Here is a 14,721-nt window from a genome sequence, read left to right as displayed (position 1 = left end):
CTAGCGGTACGGGTCGGGCTGGCTCAGGAAGCGGGCCACATAGTCGCCGATACCTTCCTCCAGTCCGGTCATGGGCCGCGCGTAGCCGGCCTGGGCCAACCGGTCCATGCGCGCCTCGGTGAAGTACTGATACTTGTCGCGGATCGCCGGCGGCATCGGCGTGTATTCGATCTGGGCGGTCTTGCCCGCCGCCGCGAACACCTGCCGCGCCATCTCCTCGAACGTCCGCGCCTGGCCGCTGCCCAGGTTGTAGATCCCGGTCACCTGCGGGTTGTCGAACAGCCATCGGACCACGTCGGCGGCGTCGCGCACATAGACGAAGTCGCGCGTCTGGCCTCCATCCGGAACGTCGGCGCGATAGCTCTTGAAGAGCTGCACGGCGTGGTCCTCGCGCACCTTCGGCCAGATCTGCGAGGCCACCGACTTCATGGAATGCTTGTGCTCCTCGTTCGGCCCGTAGACGTTGAAGAACTTCAGGCCCACCCACTGGGGCGGCGCGTAGTCCCGGCCCGCCTGGCGGGCGGCGAACAGGTCGAACAGGGCCTTCGACCAGCCATAGGTGTTCAGCGGCTTCAGGCGCGCCAGGGCCTCGTAGTCGTTGTCGTCGTCGAACCCATGCTCGCCCGCGCCGTAGGTGGCCGCCGACGAGGCGTAGACGAACCGCCGCTGGCGATCCGCGCACCAGCGGAACAGGTCCCGGCTCAGGGTGAAGTTCGAGTGGACGATCTTGTCCGCGTCCGGCTCGGTGGTGGACGAGACCGCGGCCATGTGGACGACCATCTCGATGTCGCGCCAGCGCTTCTCCAGCCAGTCGAACATCGCCTCGGGCGCCACGAAGTCGCCGACGGCGTGGTGGGCCAGGTTGCGCCACTTGCCCAGGTCCGCCTCGCGCAGCCGGTCGCAGACGACGACGTCCAGCGCCCGGTCCTCGGCCATCTTCGCCACGATGTTCGAGCCAATGAAGCCGGCGCCGCCGGTGACGAACACGATCCGTCGGGTCATCCCCTTCCCTCCTTCGACATCCGGGCGATGGCCGCCGTGGTGGAATAACCCTCCACGACCTCGGCCAGCCTCACCTCGCCGCCCCAGGCCTTCACGAGATCGCCGCCGACCACCTGGTCCTCGGCATAGTCGGCGCCCTTGATCAGAACGTCGGGCCGGGCTGCCTCGATCAGGTCGATGGGGGTCGGCGCGTCGAAAGGCGCCACGAGATCGACGCTGCGCAGCCCCGCCAGCACCAGGGCCCGGCTCTCCAGGTCGTTGACCGGCCGCCCCTCGCCCTTCAGCGCGCGCACCGAGGCGTCCGAGTTCACCCCCACGATCAACCGGTCGCACCAGCCGCGCGCCTGGGTCAGGTAGGCCACATGGCCTTTGTGCAGGATGTCGAAACAGCCGTTGGTGAACCCCACCTTCAGCCCCTGGGCGCGCCAGCGGGCCACCTCCTCCACCATGCGCTGGACCGTGGCCACCTTGCCCTCGGCCTGCGCCGTGTGAGCGCTCAGCACCGCCTCGACCAGTTCGTCGGGCCGCACCGTCGCCGTGCCGGCCTTGCCCACCGCCACGCCCGAGGCGAGCTGGGCGAAAGCGATCGCCGTCTCGAGCGACGCATCCGCCGCCAGGGTCAGCCCCAGCGCCGCCAGCGCCGTGTCCCCCGCGCCCGAGGCGTCGAACACTTCCCGCGCCACCGTCGGGAAGTGCCGCACCGGCTGGCCGCGCAGGCCCAGCGAGACGCCCTTGGCCGCCCGGGTCACCAGCACGCCGCGCGCCTCCCACAGTTCCAGCGCCCGCGAGACGGCGGCTTCGACCTCGGCGTCGGTCCCGGCGGGCAGGCCCGTGGCGTAGGCCAGTTCCGAGGCGTTCGGCTTGACCAGGTCCACCTCGCCGTAGCGCGCGAACGAGCGCGCCTTGGAATCCACGATCACCCGGGCGCCGGCGTGGGCCGCCGCCTCGCGCGCGGCGGCGATCACGGCGTCGGTCACCGCCCCCTTGCCGTAGTCCGAGAGCAGGATGACCCCGGCGCCGTCGGCGGCCGCCCGCACGACGTCCGCCAGCCGCCGCTCGGCGTCGCCCGTCACCGGGCGACTCTCCTCGACGTCGACGCGCAGGAGTTGCTGGCCGCCCGAGACGAAGCGGGTCTTCAGCGTCGTGGGCCGCCCGGCGTCCCATACCAGCCGCCCGTCGATGGCCGGGGCCTCGGCCTCCACCAGGCGCACCGCGTCCTGGCCCACCGCGTCGTCGCCGACGAGGCCCACCAGCGTCGCCGCCCCGCCCAGGGCCGAGACGTTGCGCGCCACGTTGCCGGCGCCGCCCAGCATCTCGATCTCGCGGGTCTTCGCCAGGACGGGGATCGGCGCCTCGGGCGAGACGCGGCTGACCGCGCCATAGACGAAGCGGTCCACCATCAGGTCGCCCACGCAGACGACCTTCCGGCCCGCGATCGCGCCGAGCAGATGCTGGAGGGCGGCGAGGTCCATGAGGCCTAGCGTGTGCGGCGCGTCCACGGGCGGGTCAAGCCGCCTGGACCACGGCGTGCAGCGCCTTCAACTGCGCCAGCAGCGGTCGCGCCGCCGCCAGCGGCAGGGCGCTGGGGCCGTCGCACAGGGCCTTGTCCGGGTCGGGATGGAACTCCAGGAACACGCCGTCCGCGCCCGCGGCCACCGCCGCGCGGGCGATCACCGCCACGCCGTCCCGCCGGCCGCCCGTGGATGCGCCGGACGTCCGCGGGTCGGCGCCCGGAAGCTGCACCGCATGGGTGGCGTCGATGGTCACCGGACAGCCCAGCGCCTTCATCTCGGGAATCGCCAGCATGTCGACCACCAGGTTGTTGTAGCCGAACGAGGCGCCGCGCTCGCACAGCACCACGATCTCGGCGCCGTCCGTCGCCTCGCTGACCTTGCTCACGATGTTGCGCGCGTCCCAGGGCGCCAGGAACTGCCCCTTCTTCACGTGCAGCAGGCCGCCGGCCGCCGTGGTCGCCCGCGCCGCCGCCACGACCAGATCGGTCTGGCGGCACAGGAAGGCGGGGATCTGGACGAGGTCCGCGACCGCCGCCACCGGCCCGGCCTGGGCGATCTCGTGCAGGTCGGTGCAGGCCGGCGTTCCCAGTTCGGCCTTCGCCGCCGCCAGCATCTTCAGCCCCGCGTCCAGGCCCGGCCCGCGGTAGCTCTTGATCGACGAGCGGTTCGCCTTGTCGAAGCTGGCCTTGAACACATAGGGCAGGCCCAGGTCGGCGCAGATCGCCTTCAGTTCGCGCCCGACCTCGAGCGCCATGCCCAGGTCCTCGAAGACGTTCAGCCCGGCGATGACGGTCAGCGGATGTCCGTCGCCGATCGAGAGGTTCCAGCGGTTCAGGGTCCGGATGGCCATGCGCGCTCCTGCGGGTGTCGTCGCCTGAATGCCCGATCCGTCGGGCATCTCAAGCCCCCACCGCGCCCGCGGGGCTTCGCGGGACTTCGGGGCGCCGCCCACGAAGCGCGTCCCGGGTGACACTTCAGCCGTATCGAAACCCGTCGGATGGTGTAGGGACCGGCCGGTTGGTATTCTCGCGTTTCGGGGTTGGGGGCGTTCTGATGGTCGGAGGTTCGGCGGTGGCGGACCTTTCGGGAACTCCCGTCGTGTTCCGCACGGCGGTGCAGACCATGATCCGCAACTGGGCGGTGGGAACGATGTCGTTCGTCCTGCCGGACGGGCGCGAAGTGCGCCTGGCCGGCGCCGAGCCCGGGCCCGACGCGCGCCTGGTGGTCCATGACTACGGCTTCATCCGGCGGACCATCGGCAACGGGACCATCGGCTTCGGCGAAGGCTACATGGCCGGCGAATGGGATACGCCCGACCTCTCGGCGCTTCTGGAAGTCCTGGCCTCCAATTTCGCCCGCTTCGAGAAGGTGGCGTTCGGGAATCGCCTGATGGCGATGCTCAACCTCGCCCAGCATGCGCTCCGGCGGAACAGCCGCTCGGGCTCCAGGCGCAACATCCACGCCCACTACGACCTGGGCAACGCCTTCTATTCCCGCTGGCTGGACCGGACAATGACCTACTCGTCCGCGCGATTCGAGCATCCCGGCGAGCCGCTCTGCGACGCCCAGGCGCGCAAGTACCGCACGCTGTGCGAGAGCATGGCCCTCGCGCCGGGCCATCACGTGCTGGAGATCGGCTGCGGCTGGGGCGGCTTCGCCGAGTTCGCGGCCAGGGAAGTGGGCGCCCGCGTGACCGGCATCACCATCTCCGAGGAGCAGTTCCGGTTCGCCCGGGAGCGCCTCTTCCGAGAGGGGCTGAACGAGAAGGCCGAGATCCGACTCGTCGACTACCGCGACGTCGAGGGCCAGTACGACCGCGTCGCCTCCATCGAGATGTTCGAGGCCGTGGGCGAGCGCTACTGGCCGACCTATTTCGCCAAGGTGCGCGACAGCCTCAAGCCCGGCGGCTGCGCCGGCCTGCAGATCATCACCATCCAGGAAGACCTGTTCGAGCACTACCGGAGCCGTCCGGACTTCATCCAGAAGTACATCTTCCCGGGCGGCATGCTGCCGTCCGAGGTGCGTCTGAAGGCGGTCACCGATCAGGCGGGCCTGTCCTGGAGCGGCATCTCCCGCTTCGGCGTGTCGTACGCCGACACCCTGGCCGAATGGGGCCGCCGTTTCGAGGCCGCCTGGGACGAGATCGGGCGCCTGGGCTTCGACGAGCGCTTCCACAAGCTCTGGCGGTTCTATCTCAGCTACTGCGAGGCCGGCTTCCGCACCGCGCGCACCGACGTGGTCCAGCTCGCCCTCACCCGAACCTGACGCCGCCCCCATCACGACGACGACCGTGGCGCTGCCCTCTATCCGGCGCGGCCACGGTTCCTTAGATAGGCGCCCATGACCGTCGCGCCTTCGATCATCGACCTCATCGGCGACACGCCGCTCCTTCGGCTTCGCCGCGCCAGCGAGCTGACCGGCTGCGAGATTCTCGCCAAGGCCGAGTTCATGAACCCGGGCCAGTCGGTGAAGGACCGCGCCGCCCTGTTCATCATCCGCGACGCCGAGCGGAAGGGCCTCCTGCGTCCCGGCGGCCGCATTGTCGAAGGCACGGCCGGCAACACGGGCATCGGCCTGGCGATGGTGGGCAAGGCGCTGGGCTACAACTGCACCATCGTCATCCCCCGCACTCAGAGCCAGGAGAAGAAGGACGCCATCCGGCTGTTCGGCGCCGAACTGGTCGAGGTGGACGCCGTCCCCTACGCCAATGAGATGAATTACGTGAAGTATTCCGGTCGCCTGGCGGCGGAACTTGACGCGAAGGAGCCGGCCGGCGCCATCTGGGCGAACCAGTTCGACAACGTCGCCAACCGCCAGGCCCACGTCGACGGCACCGGCCCCGAGATCTGGGCGCAGACTGCCGGCAAGGTCGACGGCTTCATCTGCGCCGTGGGATCGGGCGGCACCCTCGCCGGGGTGGCGGAAGCCCTGCGCGCCCGCAATCCTGACGTGAAGATCGGCCTCGCCGACCCTTACGGCGCCGCGCTCTACGGCTACTACGCCGAGGGCGAACTCAAGGCCGAGGGCGGGTCGATCAGCGAAGGCATCGGCCAGGGCCGCATCACGGCCAACCTCGAGGGTCTCGCCGTCGACCACGCCTACCGCATTCCCGACGACGAGATGCTGCTGACCATCTACGACCTGATGGAGCACGAGGGGCTGGTGATGGGGGGCTCGACGGGCATCAACGTGGCCGGCGCCATCCGTATGGCCCGCGACCTGGGCCCCGGCCACACCATCGTGACCATCCTGTGCGACCACGGCCAGCGCTATCAGTCCAAGATCTTCAACCCGGCTTTCCTGCGCGAGAAGGGCCTGCCCACACCCCCCTGGCTGGACGCCGGATGATGGCCGACCCCGTCGTCTCTGGCGCCTGGCTGGCCGGACGGCTGGGCGATCCCCAGGCCCGTCCGGGCGTCCGGGTCGTGGACGCCACCCTGCCCCTGGTGGGCCAGCCCGGTCACGGCCGCGACAGCTATGCGGCGGGCCACATCCCGGGCGCGGTCTTCTTCGACATCAACGCCATCGCCGCCCCCGACACCGACCTGCCCCACATGCTGCCGTCGCCCGAGGCGTTCGCGGACGCCGCCTCGGCCCTCGGGCTGCCGCGCGAGGCGACGGTCGTCGTCTACGACGCCCACGGGATCTACTCGGCGCCCCGCGTGTGGTGGACGCTGCGGGCGATGGGCTACCCTTCCGTCTTCGTGCTCGACGGCGGCCTGCCGGCCTGGCGCGCCGAGGGGCGGCCCATCGAGGCGGCAGGCCCTGCGCCCGTCCCCGCGCCCGTGGAGACGCGATTCGAACCCGCCCTGCTGGCCGGCATCGACCGCGTCCGCGCGGTGCTGGCCGACGGTTCGGCCCAGGTGGTCGACGCCCGCTCCGCGGCCCGCTTCCGGGGCGAAGCGGCCGAGCCGCGCGTCGGCCTGCGCCCGGGCCACATGCCCGGCGCCCTCAACGTCCCCTTCGACCGCGTCGTCGGCCCCGACGGCCGGCTGAAGTCCGCGGAGGAACTGCGGACCATCTTCGCCGGGGTCGACCTTTCGCGGCCCATCGTCACCACCTGCGGCTCGGGCGTCACCGCCGCGGTCCTCGCCCTGGCGCTGGCCCGCCTTGGCCGCGAGGACGTGGCGGTCTACGACGGGTCGTGGACCGAATGGGGCGGTCGCGCCGATACGCCCATCGTCACGGGAGCCTGATCCATCGTCGTAAGACCCGCCCGCTACCAGGACCTGGCCCATCTCCCCGCCGTCGAGCGGTCGGCCGCGCGCACGTTCCGCGGCTCGTCCGAGGACGCCATCGCCGACGACGGCGTCAGCCCGGTGGAGTTCTACATCCCCTTCCAGACCGACGGCCTCGTGCTCGTGGCCGAGGCGGAGGGCGCGCTGTCAGGTTTCGCCGCCTGCCAGGCGTGCGCGGACGCCCTGCATCTCTGGGAGCTGGCGGTGCGCCACGACGCGCAGGGCCAGGGCCTGGGCAAGGCGCTCATCGGCGCCACGCTGGAGCTGGCCCGCGCCCGCGGACTGCCCGCCGTCACCCTCAGCACCTTCCGCGAGATCCCGTGGAACGGCCCCTTCTACGCGCGGATGGGCTTCCGGGAGGTTCCGGTCGAGGTGCTGAACGCGCGCCTGCAGGTCATCCGCCAGCGCGAGGCCCTCCTGGGCCTGCCGGTCGATCGCCGCCTCTTCATGCGCGCGTCCGTCTGACGCCGGCCTGATCAGCGCATCGGCGGCGCGTACATCAACCCCGGGGCCGGCGCACTCCACAGGGCGTTCAGCCCCCGATCCAGCCGCAGCGCCGAATCGCCGCCCAGATCGCGGCGGAAGATCTCGTGATAGGCGCCCACCTGGCGGACGACCTGGAAGGCCCAGTCCGGCTTCAGCCCCAGCAACGCGCCCAGGTCCCCGTCGACGCCCAGCAGCCGCCGGGTCTCGGGGTCGGTGGCCGTCTCCCGCGCCTGCTCCACGGTGCGCGAGGTGATCCCGAGCTCCTCGGCCAGCAGGGTCGCATAGACCGTCCAGGCGACGATGTCGGCCCAGGCGGGGTCGCCGTCCCGCACGACCGGTCCCAGGGGCTCCTTCGAGATCACGGTCGGCAGGATCACATGGGCGCCGGGGTTGCTCATCACCGAGCGCGACGCCGCCAGCGCCGAGACGTCGGCCGTGTAGACGTCGCAGGTCTCGGCTTCGTAGAACTTCCGCGCCTCCTCCTCGGTCCTGGCCATCACCGCGCGGAAGGCCATTCCCCGCACCCGGAAATAGTCGCCGACGTTCGCCTCGGCGGCTGTGCCCTCCTGGATGCAGACGCGCGCGCCGCCCAGTTCCTCGGCGCTGTTCAGCGCCAGGGCTCGCCGCACCAGGAAGCCCTGCCCGTCGTAGTAGGTCACCACCGGAAAGGTCAGGCCCAGCCCGGCGTCCCGCGCAAAGGTGCGCGAGGTGTTGCGCGAAAGGACGTCCACATCGCCCGTCTTCAACGCGCCGAACCGGTCCTTCGGGTCCACGACGACGAACTGCACCTTGGTGGCGTCGCCCAACGTGGCCGCGGCCACGGCGCGGCAGATGTCGACGTCGAATCCGCGCCACGCTCCGCGGGCGTCGCGCAGGGCGAAGCCAGGCAGGCTGGTATGCACGCCGCACCGCAGCATCCCCCGCGCCCGCACGGCGTCCAGCGTCTCGCTTCTCGCCGGCCTGTAGCCATCGGGCGTGACCGCCACCGTCGGCGGCGGCTCGGGCTCGGCCTTGACCTCGGGTGTGGGACCATCGCACGCGACCAGCGCCAGCATCGACAGGGCGCTCGCCAGGCGGCGGATCATCTCTCCTCCTTGAATCGGGGGCGTGTTCGGGCTCTTTGGATTTCCACACTTTCGCCAGCGCCGCGACGAGCCGCAACCCCGCATGTCCGCCCACACTTCAGATGATACCCGACTGCTGCATGCCGGCGCCGCGCCCGCGTCTCTCCCGCGTACCGTAGGACCGCCGATCCAGAAGGGATCGACGGTCCTGCTGCCCAACGCCGCCGCCCTCTACGACGACGCCAACCACCTCACCTACGGCCGCGCCGGGCTCGCGGCTCAGGCCTGCCTCCAGGACGCGCTCGCCGAACTGGAAGGCGCCCACGGCGTCTGCCTCTATCCCTCGGGGATCGCCGCCATCTCCGGCGTCATGCTGGCGCTGCTCCAGGCCGGCGACGCCGTGATGGTGGTCGACAATGTCTACAAGCCGGTCCGTCGCTTCTGCGACAACGTCCTGAAGCGGTTCGGGGTCGAGGTCGTCTATGTCCCGCCCCGGGCGCCGCCCGAGGATCTCGTGGCGGGCGCGGCGATCAACGTCCGGCTGATCCTGCTCGAATCCCCCGGGTCTCTGTCGTTCGAGATGCAGGACGTCCCGCGCATCGCCGCCCTGGCGCGCGAGCGGGGCATCCTGACCGCCATCGACAACACCTGGGCGGCCGGCCTCCTCTTCAAGCCCCTGGCCCACGGCGTCGACGTCTCGATCCAGGCGCTGACCAAGTACGTCGGCGGTCATTCCGACGTCTTCATGGGGTCGGCCGCGGCGAAGGACCCTGCGCTCGCGCGCCGGTTGGCCGACGGAATCAATCACATGGGCTGGGCGGTCTCGGGCGAGGACGCCTACGCCATGCTGCGGGGCCTGCGCACGCTGCCCGTCCGGATGGCCCGCCACGGCGCGTCGGGCCTCGCGGTGGCCGGATGGCTGCGCGACCAGCCCGAGGTGGCCCAGGTGCTGCATCCCGCCCTCCCCGGCGCGCCCGACCACGACCTGTGGGCCCGGGATTTCTCGGGCGCCTGCGGCCTCTTCGGCCTGGTGATGCAGCCCGCGCCGGACGCCGCCGTGGACGCCTTCCTGGACGCGCTGCGCCTGTTCGGCCTGGGCTTCTCCTGGGGCGGTTTCGAGAGCCTGGCCATATCCTGCGACCCGCAGCTTTCGGTGCGCAGGTCGACGCGCGACTATGGGGGGCCGCTGGTCCGCCTCCATGTGGGCCTGGAGGCGCCGGGGGATCTGATCGCGGACCTGCGCACCGGCCTCGACGCCTTCGCATCCCACGCCTGAGGGAACCTCTCCGTCCGCCGACGATTGCAGGCGGCGACCGGAGGAACCCGCATGAGCAAGCCACAGCAACCTTTCGAGCGCCGCGCAGAACGCGTCGCCGACCAGGGCCGAGACATCCAGGACAAGGTCGAGGCGAAGGAGAAGCGCTCGTTCCGCGAGGACGACGGGAACGAGGACGAGGCCCCGCCCCAGACCGGCGCCCGCCCCTATCCCGTCCCGCCCCTGCCGTCGAAGCCGCTGGAGAAGTCGGGCCGCGAGTCCGACCTCGACCTCCAGCCCATGTGGGACGCGCCCTACTACAAGGGCTCGGGCAAGCTGGAGGGCAGGAAGGCCCTGATCACCGGCGCCGACTCCGGAATCGGCCGCGCCGTGGCCGTGCTCTTCGCCCGCGAGGGCTGCGACGTGGCCATCGCCTTCCTGGAGTCCGAGGACGACGCCCGGACCACCCGCGAGGCGGTGGAGGCCGAGGGCCGCCGCGCCATCCTGCTCCAGGGCGACGCCGCCGACCCGAAGTTCGCCCGCGCCGCCGTCGCCCGCACCGTCGAGGAACTCGGCGGCCTGGACATCCTGGTCAACAACGCCGCCTTCCAGCAGCACGCGGAGGCCATCGAGGACATCACCGACGAACACTTCGACCGCACGCTGAAGACCAACCTCTACGGCTACTTCCACATGGCCAAGGCCGCCGCCCCGCACCTTCCGCCCGGCGGCGCGATCATCAACACCGGCTCGGTCACCGGGATGCGCGGCTCGAAGGAACTGATCGACTATTCCATGACCAAGGGCGGCATCCACGCCTTCACCCGCGCGCTGGCCGCCTCGCTGGTGAAGCGCGGCGTGCGGGTCAACGCGGTCGCGCCCGGCCCGGTCTGGACCCCGCTGAACCCGGCCGACCGGCGTGGCGAATCGCTCGCGCAGTTCGGGTCCCAGACCCCGCTCGGCCGTCCGGCCCAGCCCGAGGAGATCGCGCCCGCCTTCGTCTTCCTGGCGTCGCCGCAGACGTCCAGCTACATCACGGGCGAGATCCTGCCGATCATCGGGGGATACTGAGGGGCTCTCGCGCGGGTGGACGACTGGCTGGCGGGGTTCATGGCGGAGGAAACCCTGCCGGACAGCTTCCGGGCGACCTTCGACGAGGTCTGCCGCCCCCTCGGCGACCGCGCCCTGGACTGGCGCGCCGACTTCGGCCGCACGGCCTTCGTGGGCCTCTGCGGCGCGCAAGGGTCGGGCAAGTCCACCATCGCCGCCGCCACCGCCGCCTACCTCCGGGCGCACGGCCTGCGGGCGGTCCAGATGTCGCTGGACGATTTCTACCTGGGACGCGAGGCGCGCGGCTGGCTGGCGGGCCAGGTCCATCGCCTGCTCCAGGTGCGCGGGCCGCCCGGCACGCACGATGTCGCCCTGGCCTGCGCCGTCTTGGATGGCCTGCGCGGCGCGGGCGAGACGCTCATCCCGGCCTTCGACAAGGCCGTCGACGAACGCGCGCCGCGCAGCCGGTGGGGGCGGGTGGAGGGCCCTGTGGACGTGGTGATCCTGGAGGGCTGGTGCGTCGGCGCGCGCCCCGAGCCGGCCGAACGCCTGCGCACGCCGGTCAACCGGCTGGAACGCCAGGACGATCCCACCGGCGCCTGGCGCGGCTACGTCAACCGCCAGCTCGGCGAGGGCTATCAGGCCCTCTGGAGTCGCCTGGACCGGCTGGTCCTCCTGCAAGCACCCGGCTTCGAGGTGGTCCGCGGCTGGCGCACGGAGCAGGAGGCCAAGCTGCGCGCCCGCACCGGCGCCGGCATGACCGACGCCGAGGTCGGCCGCTTCGTCCAGCACTATGAGCGCCTCACCCGCTGGATCCTGGAAGAGATGCCCGGCCGCGCCGACTGGCGCATCCCGCTCCGCCCCGACCGCACCCCGGTCCCGCAGCGTTGAGACCCTCAACCTCCGCAAAGCGGAGATTTTTCATGGAAGCCACGGAAAACACGGAAAGATACGGAAATCACAGCCTCGCTTTCCGTGTCCTTCCGTGTTTTCTGTGGTTCCTCAAAATCCGAGAGACGCCGCTTCGCGGCCTTGCAGGAGGGGCCCCTAACCCTTCGACGCCGCGATCAGGGCGTCCCGCTCCTCGGCCGTGAGCCGCCGCCAGCGGCCTTCGGGCAGCTCGCCCAGGTCGAGCGGGCCGATCCGCACCCGCAGCAGGTCCGTGACCTTCAGGCCCACGAGGTCGCACATCCGCCGGATCTGCCGCTTGCGCCCCTCCTTCAGCACGAAGCGCAGCGTCTGGCCCTGGATCACGCCCACCTTCGCCGGCTTCAACCGGCGCCCGTCCAGCGACAGGCCGTGGCGCAGGCGGGACAGTTTCTCTCCCGTGACCTGTCCGGCGACCCGGACCACGTATTCCTTGTCCAATGCGGACTCCGGCCCGATCACCGCCTTGGCCAGCACGCCGTCGTCCGAGAGCAGCAGCAGCCCGTGGCTGTCCATGTCCAGCCGGCCCAGCGGCGGAAGGCTGGCCCGCGCATCGGGCGCGGCGCCCTCCCCGACCTGGTTCGCTGCGGTCAGCAGCCGCACGGCGGGAGTGTAGCCCGGCTCGGGCTGCCCCGAGACGTACCCCACGGGCTTGTTCAGCACCGCCGTGAAGCCCACGCCCAACGCGCCCGCCCCATCCGCGCGACCGGCGAGCGTCAGCGTCTGGCCGGGCAGGATCTTGCGTCCGGCGTCCGCCACCGTCTCGCCGTCGATGCTCACGCGCCCCTCGGCGATCAGCGCCTCGGCCTCGCGGCGGGAACATACGCCGTTCTGCGCGAGCCATCTGTTGACCCGCTGGGGCTCGGCCTCGTCGTAGCGGCGGGTCCAGGACATGGCCGCCATCTACACTGCCCTGCGGCCCGGATCACCTGCGCAGGCGCGGGAACCCCGCACCGAGGCCCCGCCGACGCGCTACATCTTCCAGATCAGGGTCACGCCATATGTCTTGGGCGGCGCGTACGGCACCAGGACCTGCCGGTAGGGCGCGAAGGCGGTGACGTAGGTGGCCACCAGTTCGTCCGTCAGGTTCTTGCCCCACACGGCGACCTCCCAGCGCTTGTCGGGCGAGGTCAGCGACACCCGCGCATCCACGTTGATGTAGCCTTCCTGCTTCTGGGTCGGGATGTTCGAGGCCTCGAAGAACATGTGGGCCTGGTTGGTGTAGTCCACGCGGGCCAGCGCGCCCCAGCCCTGGATGTCGGCCGAATACTGCAGGCCCAGATGCACCTTGTGGCGCGGCGAGCGTGGCAGGGCGTTGCCCGTGAAGTTGGCGGTCGCGCCGTTGGCGAAGCTGGTGAACTCGGCGTCGAGGAAGGCGTAGCTGCCGTCCAGTTGCAGGCCCCGCACGGGCTGAAGCACCCATTCGAACTCGGCGCCCTCGATCTCGGCGGTCGCGGCGTTGCCGACGACAACGCAGCACAGCGGCACCAGCTGTGACACCTGGAGGTCCTTGTAGTCGGTCTTGAACACCGAGGCGTTCAGCCGGACCCGCCCGTCGAGCCAGCGCGACTTGACGCCGCCCTCGTAGCTCCAGGCGAACTCGGGGTCGTAGGGGGTCGACTGGCTGGGTCCGGACCCCGCGATGCCCTGGAAGCCCCCGCTCTTGAAGCCGCGGGTCGCCGACGCATAGAGCAGGAGGTCCGGCGTCGCCTGCCAGTCCAGGGCGAAGCGCGGCGTGAGCGCGCTCCAGCTCTCCGAACCCCTGACGTCGTAGTCGGCGGCGAGCGGCGGCGGCAGGCCCGGTCCCGACACCTTCCGGCCGATGAAGCGGCCACGCTTGCGCTCCCACGTCTGCCGCAGGCCCGCCGTGGCGGTCACCGTCTCGGTCACCGCGAAGCTCGCCTGCCCGAAGAGGGCGATGCTGCGCCCCTTCACCATCTGGGGATAGGTCGCGATCCCCGTCTGGGCCGGCGCCGGGAAGTCCTGCTGGAGGTCCTCGATGCGCGTGTTGTCCTCGTGCAGGTAGTAGGCGCCGACCTGCCCGGTCAGGCGGTCGTCCAGGGCGCCGAAGGCCAGCCGCAGTTCCTGGCTGAACTGCTTGTTCTTCTCGTGGTCCGTCTCGGTCGATTCGATCTGGTTCGGCGGGTTGACCGGGTTGGCGAAGAACACCGTGCGGAAGTTCAGGGTCGCCGCACGGTAGGCGGTGATCGACGTGACCGTGCCCAGCGGCGACTGCCAGTTGACCTCGCCCCGGTAGGTCTGGAGCCAGCGCCGCAGGTAGCCGTCGGTGAAGGCGTTCACCACACGCGGGTCGGGGTTGATCCCGACGCAGTGGACCCCGCCCCGCAGGGTCGCGTCGCAGATGTTGTCGCGCGGGTTGCCCTTCTGGTCCTGGTCGGTCAGGTCGACGGCCAGGGTGACGTCGAGGTCCTCGCTGGGCAGCAGGCGCAGCGCCAGGGCGGCGCTCCGCAGGTCCTGGTCGTTGACGTGGTTGCCCGTGGTCTCGTTGAACTCGTAGCCGTCGCGCAGCTTTATCGAGCCGCCCAGCGACAGGAACGCCCGATCCGAGAGCGGAATGTTGCCGCGGGCGTTGAGGGACCGGCGGTCGTAGTTCCCGTACTGGGCCTCGACGCGCCACGAGGGGTCGGCCGACGGCTTCTTGCTGACGAACTGGATCAGGCCGCCGATGGTGTTCTTGCCGAACAGCGTGCCCTGCGGCCCGCGCAGCACCTCCACGCGCTCCAGGTTCAGGGCGTCGATGTCGGGCGTGCCGCCCCGGCCCGCATAGACGCCGTCGACGAACACCACCACCGAGGCGTCGCCGCCGGCGTTCTGGCTGATGCCGAAGGCCGAGCCAATCCCGCGGATCGCGAAGTTGGACTGGATCGGGTCGACCTGGCCGGCGCTGAAGCCCGGCGTCCGGATCGCGATGTCCTGCAACGTCTCGATCGACTGTCGCTGGAGCGCGGCGCTCGAGAAGGCGCTCACCGCGATCGGGACCTGCTGGATGTTCTCCTCGACCCTCTGGGCGGTCACGACCAGTTCCGACACCTCGGCGTCGGCGGTCTGGGCGACGGCCGGCCCCGAGGCCAGCGCCAGTCCGAGCGCCAGCCACGACGCCCCATGCCATAGACCCTCTTGCATCTCTTCCTCCCCGTATCCGGCCCCAGCTCGTCCGGCGGGGT

At 71.1% G+C, this 14,721-nt stretch carries 13 protein-coding genes; 7 read left to right on the top strand and 6 right to left on the bottom strand.

Annotation, left to right across the window (positions count from 1 at the left end):
* The 3 genes from rfaD to kdsA are packed head-to-tail and all read right to left on the bottom strand — an operon-like array spanning nt 1 to nt 3,366.
* Nucleotides 1-1,002, bottom strand: a complete 1,002-nt coding sequence (gene rfaD / locus WG212_RS01540) for an ADP-glyceromanno-heptose 6-epimerase (protein WP_337185303.1) — start codon at nt 1,000-1,002, stop codon at nt 1-3.
* Nucleotides 999-2,474: a D-glycero-beta-D-manno-heptose 1-phosphate adenylyltransferase gene (gene rfaE2, locus WG212_RS01535; RefSeq protein ID WP_337185302.1), complete on the bottom strand. Its 1,476-nt coding sequence runs from the start codon at nt 2,472-2,474 to the stop codon at nt 999-1,001. Before rfaE2 ends, rfaD begins: the two co-directional genes overlap by 4 nt.
* A 34-nt stretch (nt 2,475-2,508) precedes the next feature.
* Nucleotides 2,509-3,366, bottom strand: coding sequence for a 3-deoxy-8-phosphooctulonate synthase (gene kdsA / locus WG212_RS01530; RefSeq protein WP_337185301.1), 858 nt, complete (start codon nt 3,364-3,366; stop codon nt 2,509-2,511).
* Between the two features lie 203 nt (nt 3,367-3,569).
* Between kdsA and WG212_RS01525 the strand changes: the two genes are divergently transcribed.
* The 4 genes from WG212_RS01525 (at nt 3,570) to WG212_RS01510 (ending at nt 7,219) form a co-directional block, all read left to right on the top strand.
* Complete coding sequence (locus WG212_RS01525; RefSeq protein ID WP_337185300.1) at nt 3,570-4,781, top strand: cyclopropane-fatty-acyl-phospholipid synthase family protein; 1,212 nt, start codon at nt 3,570-3,572, stop codon at nt 4,779-4,781.
* 75 nt (nt 4,782-4,856) lie between these two features.
* Complete coding sequence (locus tag WG212_RS01520) at nt 4,857-5,864, top strand: cysteine synthase A (RefSeq protein WP_337185299.1); 1,008 nt, start codon at nt 4,857-4,859, stop codon at nt 5,862-5,864.
* Nucleotides 5,861-6,712 (top strand): 3-mercaptopyruvate sulfurtransferase, encoded by an 852-nt coding sequence (sseA, locus tag WG212_RS01515; RefSeq protein WP_337185298.1) that lies wholly within the window; start codon nt 5,861-5,863, stop codon nt 6,710-6,712. Before WG212_RS01520 ends, sseA begins: the two co-directional genes overlap by 4 nt.
* Before the next feature lie 123 nt (nt 6,713-6,835).
* Nucleotides 6,836-7,219, top strand: coding sequence for a GNAT family N-acetyltransferase (locus WG212_RS01510; RefSeq protein WP_337185297.1), 384 nt, complete (start codon nt 6,836-6,838; stop codon nt 7,217-7,219).
* An 11-nt stretch (nt 7,220-7,230) separates the two neighbouring features.
* Here the strand turns inward: WG212_RS01510 and WG212_RS01505 are convergent, their stop codons facing one another.
* Nucleotides 7,231-8,325 carry an amino acid ABC transporter substrate-binding protein gene (locus tag WG212_RS01505; RefSeq protein ID WP_337185296.1) on the bottom strand — a complete coding sequence of 365 codons (1,095 nt, stop codon included), beginning with the start codon at nt 8,323-8,325 and terminating at the stop codon, nt 7,231-7,233.
* Between the two features lie 82 nt (nt 8,326-8,407).
* Here WG212_RS01505 and metC point away from each other — a divergent pair, with 82 nt between their 5' ends.
* From metC to WG212_RS01490, 3 genes are read left to right on the top strand one after another with little or no spacing between them, the layout of a single operon-like run.
* Nucleotides 8,408-9,580 carry a cystathionine beta-lyase gene (gene metC / locus WG212_RS01500; protein WP_337185295.1) on the top strand — a complete coding sequence of 391 codons (1,173 nt, stop codon included), beginning with the start codon at nt 8,408-8,410 and terminating at the stop codon, nt 9,578-9,580.
* Between the two features lie 51 nt (nt 9,581-9,631).
* Nucleotides 9,632-10,630, top strand: coding sequence for an SDR family oxidoreductase (locus WG212_RS01495; RefSeq protein WP_337185294.1), 999 nt, complete (start codon nt 9,632-9,634; stop codon nt 10,628-10,630).
* Nucleotides 10,631-10,645: 15 nt separating this feature from the next.
* Nucleotides 10,646-11,500, top strand: coding sequence for a kinase (locus WG212_RS01490; RefSeq protein WP_337185293.1), 855 nt, complete (start codon nt 10,646-10,648; stop codon nt 11,498-11,500).
* Nucleotides 11,501-11,656: 156 nt separating this feature from the next.
* On the opposite strand, the gene WG212_RS01485 is transcribed toward WG212_RS01490, so the two are convergent.
* Together WG212_RS01485 and WG212_RS01480 are read right to left on the bottom strand one after the other, a co-directional pair.
* Nucleotides 11,657-12,430, bottom strand: a complete 774-nt coding sequence (locus WG212_RS01485; protein ID WP_337185292.1) for a pseudouridine synthase — start codon at nt 12,428-12,430, stop codon at nt 11,657-11,659.
* A 78-nt stretch (nt 12,431-12,508) separates the two neighbouring features.
* Complete coding sequence (locus WG212_RS01480; protein ID WP_337185291.1) at nt 12,509-14,680, bottom strand: TonB-dependent receptor; 2,172 nt, start codon at nt 14,678-14,680, stop codon at nt 12,509-12,511.
* Between the last annotated feature and the right edge of the window lie 41 nt (nt 14,681-14,721).

Origin of the sequence: Phenylobacterium sp., from assembly GCF_037189685.1 — a bacterium.
Taxonomy (GTDB): Bacteria; Pseudomonadota; Alphaproteobacteria; order Caulobacterales; family Caulobacteraceae; genus Phenylobacterium.
The sequence above is the reverse complement of the archived record's forward strand: the minus strand, read 5'-3'. Positions and strand labels throughout refer to the sequence as shown.